The sequence below is a fragment of the Nicoliella sp. ESL1149 genome (assembly GCF_058107265.1).
This window is the reverse complement of sequence record NZ_JBYLUE010000004.1, coordinates 66,656-87,343: the sequence shown is the minus strand read 5'-3', so window position 1 is coordinate 87,343 and position 20,688 is coordinate 66,656. Positions and strand designations below refer to the sequence as shown.

Below are 20,688 nucleotides of genomic sequence, written 5' to 3'. Positions count from 1 at the left end.
AAGGCATTAATATTAAAATAGAAAATGTAATTAGTCTATATAAAATGAATTTATGAGGTGAAGGTTTATGATATACAATAAATTCGAGTATAAAAAAGTAAATGATAAAAAAGTAATGAAAAAGGTTAAGAAACAATGGGTCGTTGTTTCTGCCTCCTTGTTCACGGTTATTGGTGGATACGGATTAGATCAATATGTACATATGGATGATGTAACAGCACATGCCGATACTGATTCAAACTACGGGGATAGTTTTAATTCCTCAAGCTCTACCCATAATAGTTCCACATCAGATGAATCTAAGAATGTTAGTAGCGAAAGCACTGAATCTGCTGAAGTAAACTCGACTTCAAGCTACGAAGTTTCATCGGCATCGATTCAATCTGCTGAACAATCATCAGCTACTGTGGATAGTAGTGTGTCAACTAACGCTACTTCTAAAACGACAGTTCAATCTAGTTCAGCAGTAGAAAATAGTAAAGACACCCAAGTTACTACTAGTTCTGATAATAAGAGTAGTAATAATGCCAATGCGAATGTAACTACTAGTTCTAATGAAACGTCAGCTACGACTGCTGAAAATCAATCTAGTAATAACGGAAGCTCAAACACTTCAAGTAATGTTGACCAAAGTGTTTTGAACCAAGCAAACGTTAATGCAACTGCTTCAAGCAACAGCAATTATGATCAAATCAAAACAACTGCCAATACGACAGCTGTTTCGGCAACTGCTATTACGAACGGCTCGAGTTCGAATGATGTTTCATTGTCATCGGCTTCTAGTTTAATGAACAACGGTCAAAACAATAGTGCTGCAGAAATTGCAGATAGCGCCTTAGCTAAAGCAACTGATTCTTCAGCTGCAATCAGTAATGCAAATAATAATATTGCTGATGCTGCTGTTACAACAACGAATACTTTAAAGAGTTTAGTTCAATTTAACGCTAATATTAAGGGAACGGTTGATAGTGCTGTCAGTGGCTTAGGTAAAACTGCGGTTGCTGCTAATAGTGTTACTAGTGAAGCTAGTTCTAATGCTAACCAAGTATTGGCTGCTAACTTAGCAACTCACCAATACGCTAGTTTAGACGCTCAACAAAGTGGTAGTAACGTTGAATATGCTAAGTCCGCAATGTCTACCGCTAATGTTGCTGTTAGCTATGCTAACCAAGTAGATTCTAATAACCAACAAATGAGTAGTTTACTTGCTACAGTTGATCAAATTCAAACCATCATGAATGATAATCCTGATATTAATGATGCTTTAGTTAGATCACTCGCTACAAACTCAAGTGCTGTTGATGAAACTGAATTAACGTATCGTGATGCTGATTATCAAGATTATACTAATAGTTACACTACAATTTCAGAAATTCAAGCTGCTATCAAGAGCTTTAATAATACTGGAACAATTAATAGTGCTAAAGCAACGGTTCAAAGTGCTCAAGATTTGGTTAGTAATTTAGCTACGCCAATTAACGAAGCTAGAATCTTAGCAATTCGTTATCCAAACTCCGCTGCTAGTGCTGCATATCAATCTGCAGTATCAGCATACGATCAACAAAAATCTAATTATAACCAAGCTTTGATTGATAGTGTTTACGTTAGTTACACTGATTCTGCGGTTACGTCATTATCAACTCAAATCAATAATTTAGCTCCAGAACAAAATCCAAACCAAGATAGCGTTGTCAGCATTGGGGCCCAAGTTAGTGCTGCCATTTCCAATGCTAGTGCTTATTCAGCAAACGCCAATGGTGTCTTGACTAGTTTACAAGCAGGTTCAACGGCTATTAGTAGTTATGCGGTAAGTGCATCGAATGCTACTAGTGCAATTGCATCAAATGCCAATGCTTTTGCTGGTGACATGTCTAATGCTTCTGGAGTTGTGAATGTTTCTAATGCGTCAGATTTTGATGCCGCAATGCAAAACACAAATATTACGCAAATTAATGTTGATTCTAGCTTTAACTTGGAATCTTCTTATGCTGCTTCTACAGATTCTAATGTTTCAGTTGCTAACAGCGCAAGTAGTTTTGTAATTAACGGACTTCAAATGAACGGTAGTAGTAATGCTATTGACTTTGGTGGGGCATCATATCAATTAGCTAACCAAAACTTAACGATGGAAAATATTGGTGCTTTTGGAACGAATGAAAATGGTCCTGTTACAACTACAGCTACAAGTGCCAATGTGTATTATGATAACTTCAGCTATACTGGTGCGGCACTATTCAATAATAGCAATGCTAATGTTTACTTTGGTAACCAAAATAACGTTGCTGATACCAAGAACCCTAATTATGCTACCGGTGATAATCCAACCGTAAGTACGATCAATGTTAATACTGGTGAAAACTATACCATTAATAATTCTGGAACTGGTAGTGACGGTAATTCTTACAAGGTTAATGGATACTTCTTCAGTAATAATGGTTCTACTACCGATTCTAATGGAAATAGTTTTTCAGGTAATGGTAATGGAAATGACACAGTTTGGGCTAAGAATGTCGAATTCTTACCAGGAGTTTCCTATAATGGATATACTTATAATGGTAATACAGTAACCATTGCTGATGGTGGAACCGCAACGATTGACCACGGGACAAACGTCAATATGAAGATTTCTGGATTTGGGACTGGGCAAAATACTTCTAGTGGTATGGGTTCTGCTATCATGCTTAAGAATAATGGTACTGTTAACGTTAATGCTGGTGCAAATCTAAACATTACACCAATTATGCTTCCTGATTATTCAATTACAGCTACAGTTACTCAAACGTGTCAAGACAATTTGGGAGTGACACAACAAACTGTTAATGCTTCTCAATTACAGGGGGCAATTGTTTCTAATGGAGCTGCAAACGTTAACATTACTAATGGGGCGACAGTTAACGTAGTTGCCAAGGGTAGTGGTGCAACCAATGCTCACGGAAACGTCTATGATGCAGCAACTAGTGATTGGGGGGCTAGTAATGGTGATGTCCATCAAGGAAGAGGATTAATTGATCTATCACCTAATTCAACGGTTACTTTGGATAATCAAGGTAAATTGGCTGTTAATATGACTAATACTGGTACTCAAACTCAAATTTCGTTAGTTCATATGCAACATGGTTCAACATTCAACTTTACGAATACTTCTAATCTTGATCTGGGAATGGATGGGGATTCGACATGTAACTCAACCGTATTTGATTGTGCGGCCACCTTTAATGTTCAAAACCCACAACAAATTATCCTTGATTTGCACAATAATACAGCCGGTGGAAGTAAGTTAATGAGTAGTACTTCATACTTTAACGGGACTTACGTTACTGCTAAAGATAAGAATGGTAACGTTTATGGACCATTTAAGACTGCTAACTTCGGGTTTGATGGTACAAATGTCACGGTAAGTGACTCTGGAACTATTTCCGGTGGAACTGCAATGCCAAAGGGAAGTACTTTCAACAGATATCTAGAATTTGACCATGTTTCTGACACCTTGGTTGGTGGGCTTAAGTATGATCCTACTACAGGTGTTATGAGTGGGTATGCTACGCCAGGTTCATTTATTCGTGCGGATTACGGTGTTCCAGCTGCTAATGGTATTCCTGCTCAAACATTACATGTTAATACTGATAAAATGTTGACGGATCCAACTGATGTTGAACCTAATAAACCTGGACAATTAACACCTACTGCAAAGTTATATGTTGCTACGACTGATAGTAACGGGAATTGGAGTTTCACAGTTCCAGAAAATGAAAGAAGCCAGTTTAACGCTTCAAATGGAAATTATACAACTATTGTTTATTCTCATTTGAACAACGTTAAGGATCAAAGTTCCGCTACGAACCTTCAAGCCTACCTTGATGGTGAAAATGATACTTCAAATAGTGACGATACTACAACTGCTAACAAAGACTCTCATACTAACGGAATTGATTATAATAGTGGATATACAGCTGGTAAAGCAGCTTTAACTTTTGATAATGGGATTTATCAAAAATCAATTCACTATCAATTAGGTTATGAAAATGGTTTTGCTAATAAACCTGATATTTCAGCTAACCCTAATAAGGATGCTACTATTAATTCTGCTGCAGCTGCAGATAAGAGCTACTCATTAGCAAGTAACGCCACAAGTAGTGCTGCTAAAATAGCAAATAATGCCGCATCAAGCTTTAACAGTGGGGATTATACTTCTAATAATAGTTTTATTACTGAAATGGGATCTTCCACTGGTTCTAGTGCTTATAATGGAGGATATGCTAAAGCTGATAGTGCCTATGCAAGTACAATGAGAAGCTTAGCTGCTTCAGCATCCTCTTTAGGTCAATCACAAGAATATAATTCTTACACCACTTTGGCCAATGAATTTGATAAAGATGCTAGTTTTGCAGCAAGTAACGCTAACACTGCATCCAGTTACGCAATTCAACAGTCTGATGCAGCTACTTCTACTGCTAATTATCCATCTTCTACTGGTTTTATTTCATTTAACCAAAATGGAAGTTATTACGTTAGTTACACTTCCTCATTTGCCTCAATTGCAAAAAGAAATGTGAACTCAGCTCAAGCAATTGCTCAATTTGATAATGAAGATCCAACCATTAAAGATTTGAATGTTAAATACATTGGCAATGTAGTAACTCAACTTAGTAAATATAATGATTCATTAAACAGTGAAGCTGCCGGAATTGACGCAATTAACCAAACACTTGGTGCAAGTATTGCAGACTTAATTTCTAATTATAATCAAGCCAGTGTTCAAGCAACCGATGCAACTGTTCAAGCGTCTCAAGCAATCGCTAATATGAGCACTGCAAGATCATTTGCCAAAAATAGTGCGACAGCATTACAAGCTGGAGCATTCCTTCAATTAGCATTATCTAATTCTGCAGTTTTAAGTTCTTATGCTGATGCAACTCAAGTAAGTAATTTGAAAGTTGACAACGATTCAAGTGCAATTTCAAGTGCCTTTGCAGCCCTTAGTTCAGCTGACAGTCTAATGACGACGACATCAATTGCTGCCAGTTCAACTGCTTATGTTGAACGTCAATTAGCATCAATTGCCCGTTCTGTTGCTGCCAATGGTAATAAAGCTGATGGAATTGCAAGTATGGCGTCACTTGTTGCTTCTTCTGCTACAGCTATTGCAACTAGTGATAAGCCATCAACAAGTAAAGATGCGTCTGATGCTGGTAGTGCAGCATCTGATGCTAGTGACGCTACTATTAGCGCTAATAGTGCAGCAACAACAGCCTCCAGTACTGCTAGTTCAGCAATTTCTAAAGCCCAATCTGAAGCATCAATGAATCCAGCAAATAGTGCCGCTATTTCTGCTGTGACCTCAGCAATTTCAAGTGCTGCTGCTAGTGCTGCATCAGCTTCAGCTGCTGCCCAAAGTGCAAGTAATGCAGCTAAAAGTGAAGCATCAATTGCCAATTCACAAATTGCTTCAATTAATTCAGCATCTGCTTCAATTGCAACAGCATCTTCAGCAGCATCTGCTGCAGTATCGAGTGCAAAAGCCATTTTAAGTGGTGGAGGTTCAAATACATCAGAGATTCAAAGTAAAGCTGAAACAGCGTTATCTTCTGCTGAATCAGCTGCAAGTTCTGCTTCTACAGCTGTTGATTCAATTAATGCTGCTTCATCTACAGCGCAATCAGCTGCTACTGCAGCTAAATCAGCAGCTGATGCAGCTAAGGCTGCTGCCAGTGCAGCTGGTAATGCATTAAATACGATTACTAATAATGCGGGCTCATTAAGTGGTTTTGCATATAATAGTGGAGCTGATATTGATGCGGCTAATAAGATTATTTCAGAAGCCAATTCTGCTAGTTCCACGTTTGCTAGTCAATCTGCCAGTGCTGATAAAGCTGCTACGAGGGCCAAGGCAACTTATAGTAGTATTACTGATAGATATGCTTCAGCTCAAGGAATTTATAATTCTGCATCAGCTACTGATTCTCAAATGACTTCCTTAGCAACCAATAATTCTTCTAATACTGTAATTCAATCGTATAGTCAAAATGCTTCCACTGCCTATGCTTCTTTAGTTGTGGATTGGAAATCAATGCAAGCATTGAGCTCAACGGCTTCTTCATATAACTCAGAAGTTAGTGCAGCGATTGCTAGACAGTCTGCTTCTGATATGGCTAGCTTTAATGACACCGTCACTAGTGCTAAGAGTTATGCGAATGCTGCAATTTCTTATGCCAATGCAGGAAGCAGTGCTTCCGCCAAAGCTAATTTAACTTCTGGAGATGCTGAAGTCGTTCAACCAATGTCGATGGCAACCCAAGCTTCAGATGACAATGGAACTATTCAAGCAGATTCACAAGCTTTAAATAATTTGTATCAAGAGATGGGCGATCTTAAGAATGCTATGGCTGTTCAATCAAATGCTATTCAAAGCGATTATGATGCTGCAGCTGCAAATAGTTCCGCATCAAGTGGTGGTTCCAGTGCAAGTAGTGCAGCAAGTAGCATTTCCGGACAAATCAGTGGAATTAGTAGTGCTGCTTCAAGCGAATTTGGCAAGATTAAGCAAGACAGTATTTCTGCTAACTCAGCAAGTATTTCAGTTAATAATTACTATACCAGTGGTTCAGTTGATGCTGCCTCAATGAGTAGCATTGCTGCAGTTAGTTATAACCAAAGCAACAGTATTATCACAAGTGCATCAACAGCAATTAGTAGTGCTTTCTCAACGCTAACTAGTTTATCTGCTGACGTAACTAATCAAAGTTCAGTCGCTAACTCGGCATATGCCGATGCTTCTTATCAAAGTAGTGTTATTGGCAGTGTTGCAACCGTTGGTAACCAATATGCTAACTTAGTTAAAGGTATGCAAGCATCAATACAAGCAGATATAAATGCAGGTAAGATGGCTGATGCTCAAAGTCTATTGAATCAAGCTAACCAATACGTTGCTAATGCTAACCTAATTATGGGACAAGCTAGTTTTGCCGCTAGTACAATGAGTGCGGATCAAGGTCCAGCAGATTCTGCAGCAACTCAAGCTTCATTAGATGTTCAAAGTGCATCTACGGCATTTGCCACTATTTCCAATGCTTTAATCAGTGCTACTTCTGCTAATGCTGCCGACAGTGATGCTAGTCTTGCTAGCTCCTATGCAAGTAATGCTAGTGCTGCCAACAGCAGTGCTGGTAACGACGTAACTAGTGCTAATTCAGCTAGTTCAACTGCCAATAGTGCTTCAACTGCAACCAGCAATGATTCTGCTAATGCTGCTAGTCAAGCAACCAGTGCTTCTAGTGCCGCTTCTAACGCTGCCTCAATTGCTTCTGCTAACGCAAGTAATACTTCCATTGCTAGTTTAGCAAGTGATGCAAGTAGCATGGCAAGCATTGCATCTAGTGCTGCTAATGACGCTAAGAATCAATCAAGTACCGCTAGTTCACAATCTGCAATTGCTAGTGCCAAGAGTGCTGATGCAACTAGTTACAGTAATCAAGCTAGTTCTGCTGCCTCACTTGCATCTAGTGCCGCTTCAACTGCATCCAATGCTACTAACCAAAACGGTAGTGCTGATCCTGCTGCTGCTAGTTCCGCTCGTTCATTAGCTAGTTCTGCTGCTGCGGTTGCTTCAAGTGCAATGTCTAGTGCAAATTCTGCTGCTGCAGATGCATCCAAGGCTGCTTCATTAGCTTCGGATGCTGCAAACCAAGGTTCAAAGGATGCTTCAACTGCATCATCTGCTAATAGTCAAGCTCAAAGTGATGATAGTGCGGCTACTAAGAGCCAAGGAAGTGGAAGTGCAAGTAGTGCATCTAATCACGCCAGCTCCGCTGCTGCTTCAGCTAATACCTTTGATAATAGTGCTGATAGTAGTGCTAGTTTAGCTAATAGTTACTACAGTAATGCGGTTTCAGCTGCTAATAAGACTGCTAGTTATGCTAATATTGCATCTAATAATGCATCAGCTGTAAATAGTTTAGCAATTGCTAACCCTAAGAACACCATTATTTCTTCTGAAAATGTAGTTGCTAGTTCCGCAGCTTCAACTGCTAATGCTGCTAAAATTGATGCTAATATCCGTTCTGCAGCCGCAAGTGCTGCTTATTCAAGTGCGTCTGTAGCAGCTAAGAATGCTGATCGAATCAATGCTGATGCAAGCAATGCTTCGGCTAATATTGCTAACTTAGTTTCATTGGCTAATTCAGCCTTTAACAATAATGACGTTTCGGGTGGTAGTGCCTTTGCTTCTCAAGCTACAGCCAGTGCAAGCGTTATTGATCAATTAGTAAGTTCAGCTTCATTCCAAGCATCAAGTGCTTTTGAACAAGCATTTAGTGCAAGTCTTGATGCTTCATATGCTATTAGCGATGAAAGTGTTGCCAGTCAAATGGCTGATATGGCTAGTTCTGCCAATTCAACTGCCAGTTCTGCAGCCAGTGCTGCTAGTTCTGCAGCTTCAGGCAGTTCCAGTAATAGTAGTAATGCATCAAGTGCATCCTCAATCGCAAATAGTGCCGTTCCAGCAATTACCAATAATGATAGTTTAGCTAAGAGTTATGCTGCAGACGCTAAGTCATATTATGATGATGCAAGTGCAATTACTTCATCAGCTGCAATTACTGCTACAAGTTTGAGTAACTTAGCAAGTAATAATGCCTCTAATGCTAGCTATGCTAGTTATGCTACTGCAGCAAGTAATGCTATTTCAGCAATGAATAGTTACACTGCTGATGCAAGTAGTCAAGCTGTGATTGCAAGTACTGCGGCATCTAATGCTGATAGTGTTAACGCTTCAACTGCATCATTATCAACCGCTGTATCAAGTGCAAATGCAGCTATTAAGTCATATGATGATCAAGCTAACTCTGCTTATGCAAGCGGGGATATTTCAAATGGTTCCAGCTATGCTGCTTCTGCCACTGCAGCTGTTAGTGCTGCAACTAGTGCTGCAAACCAATTAGCTACTAATGCAGGTTCTGTAGCTAGTTACACTAGTGTTGCTAGTGCTGCTGCCGCTCAAGCTGCAAAAGATGACAGAAACGTTCAAATTCAATCTGCTTCTATGAACAGTGCTGCTAGTGGTGCAAATAGCATGAGTTCTGCTGCTAGTGGTGGTAGTAGTTCTGCTAGTTCCGCATCAAGCAATGCAAGTTCTGCATCAAGCACTGCAAGTAAGGCTTCAGGAGCAATTAGCGGTTACAATGCCAATGCTTCTACTGAAGATTCAATTGCTCGTTCTGCTGCTAGTTGGGTAGCATCCGAAGCAATCGTTGCCAGTGGTGTTGCTAGTGCCGTAAATAGTTACTACAATACTGATTCCGGAGATGCAACCTTAAAGAGTGAGAGTGGAGTTGCTTCAAGTGCAATGTCTGTAATTAACTCTGTTAACATTGACGCTCAAACTCAAAGAAGTATCGCTGATAGTGGCTCAACTTACATTTCAAGTGTTGCTGCTAGCTTTGCTTCTGCTCAAGGAGCGTTTAATAGTGGAATTACAAGTGAACAATCATACTACAACGCTGCTGCTAGTGCATATAATTCTGGTAATATGAGTGCAGCTTCAGAAGCTACTTCCAACGCAACGAGTGTTGCTAATTCTCTTGCTGCGGTCGCTAATGATGCTTCAATTGCTGCTTCTAATGCAGCCAATGTTAATAGCACGGTTACTAGTGCTGCCAGCCAAGCGGTTGCTGATGAAACGACGGTTTCTAATGCTATGATCGCTTTGAATAGTGCTTCTAATGCTGCTTCTAATGCTGCTAGTTCAGCTACTTCAGGTGGATCCAGTTCCGCTAGTTCCGCCAGTTCAGCTGCATCCAGTGCTAGTGCTTCTGCATTTAGTTTTGCAAGTAATGCTGATACAGATGCTAAGAATGCTTCAACATATGCTTCCATTGCATCCAGTGCTGCAAGTGTAACTGCTGCTGATAGTCTTACAGCTGACCAAGATAAGATTACTATGAACAGTTATTCTGCCGCAAATAGTGGTAACGCTGCAATGAGTTCAGCAATGAATTCATTTAATGCTGCTAGCACAGCCGTTTCAAGTTACAATTCTGACGCTCAAGTTCAAAAGAGCAATGCCAGTTCTGCATACCTAGTTGCTAGTTCTTACGCAAGTATTGCTGATAGTGTTAATGTAGTTGCTAGTTCTAACGCTATTATGGCAAATGTTTATGTACAACAAGCTAGTTCAGCTATTGCAAAGGGTAATTTAGCATTAGCTGCTCAATTCAATACTAGTGCATCTGATTACGCTGCCTCTGCAAACGCAGTTCTTACCAGTGGTAAATCCGCAATGGAATCTGCATCTTCTGCAACTGTTGTTGCAAATAGTGCTGCTAGTTCCGCAGTTTCCGATGAAAATGCTGCTAGTTCACAAATGGATAGCATTAGTGCGGCAATGAAGTTAGCTAGTGCTGTCAATTCTGCTGATAGTTACGCTTCTGGGGCATCAAGTTCTGCAAGCCTTGCTTCTAGTGCTAACACAGGAGTTCAAAGTGATTCTACGGTTACAAGTAATGAATCTGCAGCTGCTAATTCAAATAGTGCAGTAACTAGTCAAAATGCACAGTCAGCTCATGATAATGCATCAAGTGCATCCAAGGCCGCTGCATCTGCTGCTGCCATTGCTCAAAATAATAGTGCTTACAGTTCTGCTGCTTCGATTGCTTCTAGTGCCGCATCTGTCGCTAGTTCAGCTGCTAAAGATGCTGATTCTGCTAGTTCAGCTGCCCAAAGTGCATCCAGTGCTGCAAATAGTGATAGTGCGAAGGCCAGTGCAGCTGCATCTGCTGCTTCAAATGATAATACCACTGCATCCAGTGCTGCTGCTGCAGCTAGTTCAGCTGCTCAAAATGGGGACAGTAGTACAGCATCTAGTGCATCCATTGTAGCTTCTAAAGCTGCTGCTGATGCAATCAATCAATCCAGTGCTGCTAGTGCTGCCGCATCTGACGCTGCAAAACAATCTAGTGCAGCTGCATCTGCTGCTTCACAAGCTTCAAATGATAACAGCATTGCTAGTTCAGCTAATAGTATTGCTAACTCAACTGCTAGTTCAGCATCCAGTGCTTCTAGTGCCGCCAGTTCCGGTGCTTCTGGTAACTCAAGTGCTTCTAGTTCTGCAACTAGTATCGCAAGTGCTACTGGTAGTTATGCAACTGGTGCCGATACTGATGCTTCTAAGGCTAGTGTTGACGCTAGTCAAGCTAACAGTGCTGCCGTTGTAACTTCTGGGTACAATAGTCAAGCTATTAGTGAGGCTGCTGTTGCTTCAAGTATTGCTAGTGCAAATGCAACTAATAGTCTGGTTAAGAGTGCTAATACTGCCGCTAGTTCAGCCGCTGTCCTTGTATCAAATGCAAATGCTGACGCTTCTAAACAAGCAAGTATTGCTAATAGTGCATATCAAAATGCTAGTTCGGCTGCTAAGAGTGCTGATCAAGCTAACACCAACGCATCAACCGCTGTTGTAAATGTAAATAACTTAATTAGTCAAGCTAATAGTGCTTATTCAAAGGGTGATGCTACAACAGGAAGTGTCTACGCTGGTCAAGTTACTGCTGCTGCTGCAAGTATGGCTCAATATGAAACTGATGCATCCAATGCATCCAGTGCTGCTTTATCTGCTCGTACAATCGCTGATAGTGCAAGATCACAAGCAATCGCTGATGAAACCACTGCTTCGAATGAATTAAGTAATGTAACATCTGCTGCTTCTGCTGCATCCAGTGCTGCTAGTCAAGCCAGTTCTGCTAATAGTGGTTCTAGTGCTAATAGTAGTTCTGCTAACTCCGCTAAGAGTGCTGCTAATAGTGCTTCTTCCGGTGCTCAAACGAATGCTAACTTAGCTAGTCAATATGCTGCTCAAGCAATTTCATATGCCAACACTGCAAATGCTGATACTTCTAATGCCCAAATTGCATACAACAGTGTTAGTGCGTTAGCTAGTCAAAATTCTGCTAACAGTTCCTTAGCAAGCTATGCTTCTGTTGCAAGCAATGCCATGGCTGCTGTTACTTCCGCTGATAACGATGCTAAGACACAATCTAGTATTGCCATTTCTGCTAATAGCCAAGCTCAAAGTATCAATGCTGCTAACTCGAACTTGAACAATAGTATTATTGCTGCTTCGACTGCAGTTGATAGTTATGATAAATTAGCTAACTCGGCTTACTTAGCTGGTAGTACTGCTGATGGTGATACCTATGCTAGTGACGCCGTTGCTCAAGTAGCTTCTGCTAGTTCTTATGTACAACAGATCAATGCTAACTCGACTGCAATTCAAAACTATACTGATATTGCAAGTAAGGCTGCTTCCCAAGCATCCGCTGATGTTCAAACTGTCTCCTTCAATGCCAGTGTAACTTCTAGTGCATCCAGTGCGGCAAGTTCTGCTTCTGGTAGTGGTTCTAAGGGCTCTAGTGCTGCAAGCTCAGCATCAAGTGATGCTAGTTCCGCTGCTAGTGCAACCACATCTGATGTAAACCTTGCAAGTGCTAATCAAACTGCTGCATCTAGTTATTCTGCAGTTGCTAGTTCCGCAGCTTCTGTCATAAGTTCAAATGCAGTAATTAATAGTCAAACGGCTAGTCAAATTAATGCATATTACAGTGCTAATACCACTGACCCAACAATTAGTAGTGCTTCTGCTGTTGCATCTAGTGCAATGGTTGTTATTAACAATGCTAATACCGATGCACAACTTCAAAAGACGATTGCATCAAGTGCTGATGTTGAAGTTAATAGTCTAGTTGCTTTAATTAATTCCGCTAATAATGCTGCTTCAATGGCAAATAATAATGCAAACAATCAAGATTTCCTTGTTGTTAGTGCATACAATGCGGGTCAATATACTGTTGCTGATCAATTAAGAGCAAAACTTGAAAGCTATGCTTCCATTGCAGTTTCCAATGCAACAATTGCTAATAGTGCTGCAGCTGCAACCACTAGTTTAAATAGTGTTGGTAGTATTGCTGCAAGCAAGGCGGTTAGTGATGAGAGCAATGCAAGTATTGCTGCTGTTTCAATGAACAGCGCTGCTAGTGACGCTTCTAAGGCCAATAGTTCTGCCAATAGTGGAGCATCAAGTGCCGCAAGTTCAGCTAGTAACCATGCATCTAGTGCAAGTTCTACCATCAATAGTTATGCCAGTGCTGCTGATGGTGATGCTACAAACGCTAAGAAGTACTCAAGCGAAGCATCAAGTGCTGATACTGCTGTTAACAGTGATTCTGCCAACGCTGATCAAAAGTCAGCTTCAATTAATGCCATTATTGCTGCTAACTCCAGTAATGCAAGTAACGCTACAATTTCAAGTGCTTCAACTGCAATTTCAAATGCTAGTGCAGCAATTAAGAGCTTAAAGAGTGATGCAGATTCTCAAAATAACATTGCTAGTTCGGCTGCATCAATTGCTGTTTCTGCTGCTGCTCAAGCTGATAATGATAGTAAGTCTGCTAGTGCTAATTCGGCTGCTGCAAGTATCTTTGCTAGCCAAGCTGAAGCCGCTGTTAATAGTCATAATAATTCAGCTGCTACTATTTACAATTCCCAAGCTGCCAGTGCTGCAGCTGCTACTGTTAACTTAATTAGTGATGCTAGTGCAGCTGCATCTTCTGCCGCTAGTGCAACTTCAGTAGCTTCAGATGCTGCCACAAAGGCTATTGCTGATCAAACTAGTGCTGATTCTTACAACACCAACATTAATAATGCAATTTCAGATGCTAACAATGCTAGTGCTGCTGATAACTATGCATCTAGTGCTTCTAACGATGCAAGTATTGCATCTAGTGCAAATTCAGGAGTACAAAGTAATTCAGCCGTAATCAGTGGGGACTCTAAGGCTGCCGCAAGCAATGCACAATCTGCTTCTAGTGATGCTACTAGTGCAAGCAATAATGCTGCTAGTGCGTCTACAGCTGCAAGTAAGGCTGCTAGTGCTGCTTCTGCAAATCCTAAGAACAGTGCAATGAGTTCTGCTGCTAGTGCTGCTCAATCAGCTGCTTCAGCTGCAAGTTCTGCTGCAAATGATGCTTCCAGTCAAGCTTCAATTGCCAGTTCAAATGCAAGCAAGGCTGCTGCTGATAGTAGCCAAGCTAATAGTGTAAGTTCTGCTGCTAGTTCAGCTAATTCTATTGCATCTAGTGCATCTGCTGCTGCAAGTTCCGCTGCTCAAAGTGGTGATAGTTCTGCTGCTAGTTCTGCTGCTATAATTGCCAGTTCTGCTGCTAGTGCTGCTAAGAGTGCGAGTGATGCTGCTGGTTCATTAGCTAGTGATGCTAATAGTGCTGCTAGTGCTGCTAGTGACGCCGCATCTAAGGCTGCTGCTGATAATAAGACTGCTAGTTCTGCTAACTCTGCTGCCAGTTCTGCTAATAGTGCTGCTTCTAGTGCATCAAATGGATCTGCTTCTGGATCTGCCTCTGGATCTAGTGCAAACAGTTCGGCTTCAAGTGTAACCAGCGCAACTGGTTCTGTTGCTAAATCAGCTGATGCTGATGCATCTAATGCTGTTGTTTACTCCACTGAAGCATCCAGTGCTGATAGTGCTGTAAATAGTTACTCTGCTCAAGCCAGTCAACAAAGTAATGCAATTAAAGCATACGCATCCACTAATCCAAATAATACGGTAATTTCAACTGCTGCAAGTGATATTGCTACGGTAATTACTAGTATGAATAGCTTAAAGAGTGATGCTGACGCACAAAATTCAATTGCAAGTTCAGCTGCATCTGCTGCAGTTGCTGCTGACAGCGCGGTTAATAGTGCCAATAACGCTGCTCTTCAAGCTCAATCCAATGTTAATGCTTTAGTAAGTACTGCTAACTCCGATTATGCAATTGGTAGTAACGATGCTGCTAACGTAATAGTTGTTCAAGCTAGTGCTGCCGCTTCTGCAATGGTTCAATACGAAACTACTGCTAATAGTCAAGCTGCTATTGTTAAGGCTCAAACTGCTAGTGCTAGTGATGCTGCTAAGAAGGCCATTGCCGATGAAAGTTCAGCGGCTGCCTTAGAAGTTAAGGCAAGTTCTGCTGCTTCAAATGCATCAAGTGCCTCTAGTCAAGCAAGTTCTGCTGCTAGTGGTTCTGGTTCTAACAGTTCCGCTGCTAGTTCTGCTAAGAGTATTGCTAATAGTACTGCTTCTGGTGCTGATACCAATGCTAAGTTAGCTAGTGACTATGCCAGTGCTGCTATTTCATATGCCAACACGGCTAATGAAATCACTTCAAATGCTATCGTTGCTTACAACAGTTTGAACGATTTAGTAAATGCTAACAAGTCTAACACTTCGTTAACTAGTTACGCTGCTGCGGCTAGTGCTGCAATGGACAAGGTTAGTGCTGCTGATACTGATGCTAAGAATCAATCAAGCACTGCCAGTTCAGCTAACAGCATGGCTCAAAGCATCAATTCTGCAACTTCTGGTTTGAACTCAACTGTTGATAGTGCTGCAATTGCAGTAAGTACGGCAGATAGTGAAGCTAATGCCGCATACTTATCTGGACGTGCTTCTGATGGTGATAGTTATGCCAAGGTTGCTAGTCAAGCTGTAATTGCTGCAAGTTCCGCTGCTGCTACCTTAGTAACTAACTCTAGTGCAATTCAAAGCTACACTAATATTGCCAGTTCTGCTGCTAGTCAAGCTTCTAACGATGTTCAAACCGTATCCATCCAAGCCAGTGTAACTTCCAGTGCATCCAGTGCTGCTAGTTCTGCTGCTTCAGGTGGTTCAAAGGGATCTAGTGCTGCTAGTTCTGCATCAAGTGCCGGTAGATCTGCTGCTAGTGCAATCGTTGTTAATGGTAGTACAGCTAGTGCAAACGAGACTTCTGCTGAAAGTTATGCTAAAGCAGCCAGTTCCGCTGCTTCAAATGTAAGTTCAACAGCAATCGTTGCTAGCTCAATGGCTAGTCAAGTTAATAGCTTCTACAATAACAATACGACTGATCCAAACTTAATTAAGGCAAGTTCAACTGCTTCTAGTGCTATGTCAGTTATTAACAGTGCCAATACTGATGCGCAAATTCAATCTAATACTGCTTCCAGTGCATATAGTGCTGTTCAAAGTCAAGTTAGTTTAATTGCTTCTCAAAGTGCTGCTGTTTCTAGTGCTGTAATCGTTATTAATGCAAACTATGCTTCTGCTGCAAGTGCATACAATGTTGGTGATTATAGCGCTGCTTCTAACTACACAAGTGCCGCTGAATCAGAGGCTACGATTGCAAGTACAGATGCTTCCGTTGCTGCTAGTGCAGCTTCTAATACAACTAGTTTAACTAATAGTGCTAGTTCTGCTGCCAGCAAGGCGATTGCTGATGAATCATCTGCTAACGCTGCATATAATGATTTGAGCAATGCATCTTCTGCTGCAGCTAGTGCTAACAAGTCTAACAATAGTAGTGCTGCCAGTTCCGCTAGCTCTGCTAGTTCTAACGCTTCAAGTGCCAGTGCTGCAACATTTAGCTTTGCTTCAGATGCTAATGCGGATGCTAAGAGTGCATCAACATTTAATTCGATTGCATCCAGTGCTGCAAGCGTTGTTGCTGCTGATTCTGCTAATGCTGACAGTCAAAGTGCTGTTATTAATAGTTTTGCTTCCAATTACCCAAGCAACTCAGCAATTGTAAGTGCTCAAAGTGCCATGAACAGTAATAGTGCTGCTATCACTAGTTACAATAATAATGCTAAGAGTCAAAAAGCAAATGCAAGTTCTGCTTATGCAGTCGCTAGTTCTGCTGCTAGTGTTGCCGATAGTTTGAACGTCATTGCTAGTTCAAATGCAAATACTGCAAGTATTTTAGCTAGTCAAGCTTCTTCTGCAATCGCTAAGGACGATATGTCTGATGCTGCTGGCTTTAATTCACAAGCAATTAGCTATGCGGACAATGCCCAAGCCGTAATTAGTTCAGCAAGTTCAGCTAATGTAGCTGCATCAAGTGCAACCGTAATTGCTGATTCAGCTGCTAGTTCAGCTATCAGTGACGAAAATGCTGCGAATGCTTTGAATGATCAAATTAATAGTGAAGCTTCAAGTGCCGCTAGTGCTGCCAGTGCTGAAAGCAATGCTTCGAAGGCTGCTAGTGATGCTAGTTCAGCTGCAAGTGACGCCTCCGGTGCCTCTGGTGCTAGTTCTAACGCATCCAGTGCTAATGATGATAGTTCTGCTGCTAGTGCAGATTCAAGTGCTGCTAGTGCAGATTCAAGTGCTGCATCTAATGCTGCTAGTTCTGCTGCATCTAACGCTAGTGCTGCTTCATCAACTGCTTCCGCTGCATCTGGTAACTCTGCTGCTAAATCTGCCGCTTCTGCTGCATCTAAAGCTGCATCAATTGCCAGTTCCGCTGCTAGTGATGCTAATTCTGCATCTAGTGATGCTAATTCTGCATCCAGTGCTGCTAACTCTGCTAATAGTGCTGCTAATAGTGCTACCAGTGCTGCTAGTTCCGCTGCATCTAAAGCTTCCAGTGCTGCAAGTAAAGCTAGTGCCGCTGCCAATAGTGGTGATAGCTCTGCCGCTTCTAGTGCTGCGAGTGAAGCATCTAGTGCTGCTGCAAGTGCTTCCGCAGATAGTTCAGCTGCTAAGTCAGCCGCTAGTGCAGCAAGTTCCGCTGCATCTAAGGCATCCAGTGCTGCATCAAGAGCTTCTAACGATAACTCAATCGCTAGTTCCGCTTCTAACGATGCTAGTTCTGCTAACTCTGCTGCATCTAGTGCATCCAATGCTGCTTCAAAGGGTGCTAGTTCTGCTAGTGTAATTCCATCCAGTGCTTCTAGTACAGCTAGTTCCACTGCCATAATTGCTAAATCAGTAAGTACTGATGCTTCTTCTGCCGAAAGTTATGCTAAAACTGCAAGTTCTGCTGCTAGTGTAACTTCTGGTTACAACAGTCAAGCAGCTAGTCAAGCTGTTGCAACTTCTAAACTTGCTAGTGCAAATGCAACGAATAGCTTAGTATCTAGTGCTAATAAGGCTGCTAGTGACGCTGCTGTTCAAGTATCTAATTTGAATTCTGATGCTCAAGCTCAATCTTCCATTGCATCCAGTGCTGCTAGTGTTGCTAGATCAGCTGCAAATGCTGCTGAGAACGACAACGTTAATGCTTCTAATGGAGCTGTGAACGTTAATAGTTTAGCAAGTCAAGCAGTTGTTGCTTATAACAAGGGTGACGAAATTAGTGGTAGTATTTACGCTGCTAATGCTAAGTCCGTTGCTGATGGATTGAAGAGCTATGAAGATGATGCAACTGCTCAATCCAGTACAGCTGCTACAGCTACTGTAACTGCTTCAGTTGCTGCATCTAAAGCAGTTGCTGATGAAAGCTCTGCATCTAGTTATGAAGCTGCTGCTAGTTCAGCTGCTTCAGCCGGTTCAAGTGCTGCTAGTCAAGCTAGTTCCGCTGCCAGTGGTTCTGGTTCGAACAGTAGTAATGCAAGTTCGGCTAAGAGTATTGCTAATAGTGCTACTTCCGGAATTGACAACAATGCTAAATTAGCTAGTCAATATGCGGATGCTGCGGTTTCATACGCTAAGGTTGCTAATACTAATACTGCTAGTGCTCAAAGTGCCTTCAACAGTGTGAGTGCTTTAGCTAGTCAAAACGCATCTAATTCATCATTAGCTAGTTATGTTGCCGTTGCTAGTTCAGCTATGATCAATGTAACTTCCGCTGATAATGATGCTAAGACTCAATCTAGCATTGCGGTTAGTGCTAATAGTGAGGCTCAAAGTGTTAATTCTGCAACTTCTGGTTTGAATTCTACTATTACTAGTGCGAATAATGCTGTTGCTTCTGATGATAGTTTAGCCAACTCTGCTTACTTAGCCGGAAGTACTTCTGATGGTGATAGCTATGCTAAGGCTGCTAGCGAAGCTGTCACTGCTGCCTCTAGTGCTGCTAATACTTTAGTTAATAACTCTAGTGCAATTCAAAGCTACACTAACATCGCAAGTTCAGCTGCAAGTCAAGCTTCTAACGATGTTCAAACCATCTCAATCAATGCTAGTGTAACTTCCAGCGCATCAAGTGCAGCTAGTTCTGCTGCTTCAGGTGGTTCAAAGGGATCTAGCTCTGCAAGTTCTGCATCATCTGCTGCAAGTTCCGCAGCCAGTGCTGCTACTATCGATATGAGTACAGCTACAACTGATGTAACTTCTGCTTCGAATGACGAAAAGAGTGCCAGTTCTGCTGCTTCTGTTGTTAGTTCAACTGCAATCACAGCATCAACGATGGCAAGTACGATTGCTAGTGAATACAACAATGACACGACTGATTCAGTCATCAAGAGTGCTTCTAGTGTTGCCTCTAGTGCAATGGTAGTTATTAACAGTGCTAATACTGATGCTCAAATTCAATCAAACGTTGCTTCTAGTGCTTACAGTGCGGTTGTTAGTCAAGCTAGTTTGATTAGTTCTGAAAGTGTAAACGTATCAAATGCTGTTACTAATGTAAACATCTACTATTCAAATGCTGCTAGTGCTTATAATACTGGTAACTACGTAATGGCATCTTCATTTACAACTCAAGCTAGTTCAGTAGCTGCTATTGCTAGTTCCTACGCTTCAATTGCCAACAGCGCTGCTTCCAATGCTACTGAATTAACTAGTAGTGCTAATTCAGCCGCAAAGCAAGCAGTTGCTGATGAAAATGCAGTTAATTCAGTAATGATTAGCTTAACGAGTGCCAGTGCTTCTGCTTCAAGTGCTAACACTTCTAATAATAGTGGAGCATCCAGTGCTGCTAGTTCCGCTAGTTCTGCTGCTTCCAGTGCCAGTGCTGATACGTTCAACTTTGCTTCAGATGCTAATGCCGATGCAAATGCTGCCTCTGCATTTGCCTCAACTGCATCCAGTGCTGCTAGCGTTGTTGCCAATGATTCTGCAAATGCTGATAAGCAAAGTGCAGTTATTAAGAGCTTTGCTTCTAACTACCCAAGCAACTCTGCTATCGTAAGTGCTCAAAGTGCGATGAACAGTAATAGTGTTGCCATCACTAGTTATAATAGTGACGCTAAGAATCAAAAAGCTAGTGCTAGTTCTGCTTATGTCGTTGCCAGTTCTGCTGCTAGTGTTGCCAACAGCTTGAATATCATCGCTAGTTCGAATGCTAACATGGCAAGCTTTGTTGCTAGCCAAGCTAAATCGGCTATCGACGCTCATAATTTTGCTCAAGCTACTAGTTTCAATTCACAAGCTGTTAGTTATGCTAATAATGCGACTGCGGTTATTAGTTCTGCCAGTTCTGCTAATGTAGCGGCATCTAGTGCAACTAAGGATGCATCAATTGCTGCATCTAAGGCTCAAGCTGATGAAACTTCTGCTGATAGTTTGAATACTCAAATTAACAGTGAAGCTTCAAGTGCCGCCAGTGCTGCTAGTGCTGAAAGTGATGCTTCTAAAGCTGCAAGCGATGCAAGTTCTGCTGCCAGTGATGCATCCGGTACTTCTGGTGCTAGTTCGAACGCAACCAGTGCTAATAATGATAGTAGTGCTGCTAATAGTGCATCCAGTACGGCTGGATCAGATGCAAGTGCTGCAAGCAATGATGCTAGTTCTGCTGCTAACTCAGCTAGTGCTGCTGCATCTACTGCTAGCGAAGCTTCCGGTAACTCAGCTGCTAAGAGTGCTGCTAATGCCGCTAGTTCCGCAGCAGCAATTGCTAGTTCCGCAGCTAATGATGCCAAGTCCGCTTCAAGCGATGCCAGTTC

General features: G+C 41.6%; 1 protein-coding gene (running past one end of the window). It reads left to right on the top strand.

The features are described from left to right. Positions 1-67: 67 nt before the first annotated feature. A protein-coding gene (locus tag AC3B6G_RS06450; RefSeq protein ID WP_489849590.1) for a DUF5776 domain-containing protein crosses the window boundary here: on the top strand, positions 68-20,688 show its 5' portion. It continues 13,690 nt past the right edge of the window; 20,621 of the gene's 34,311 nt are visible here — the first part of the coding sequence; the start codon lies at positions 68-70; the stop codon falls past the right edge of the window.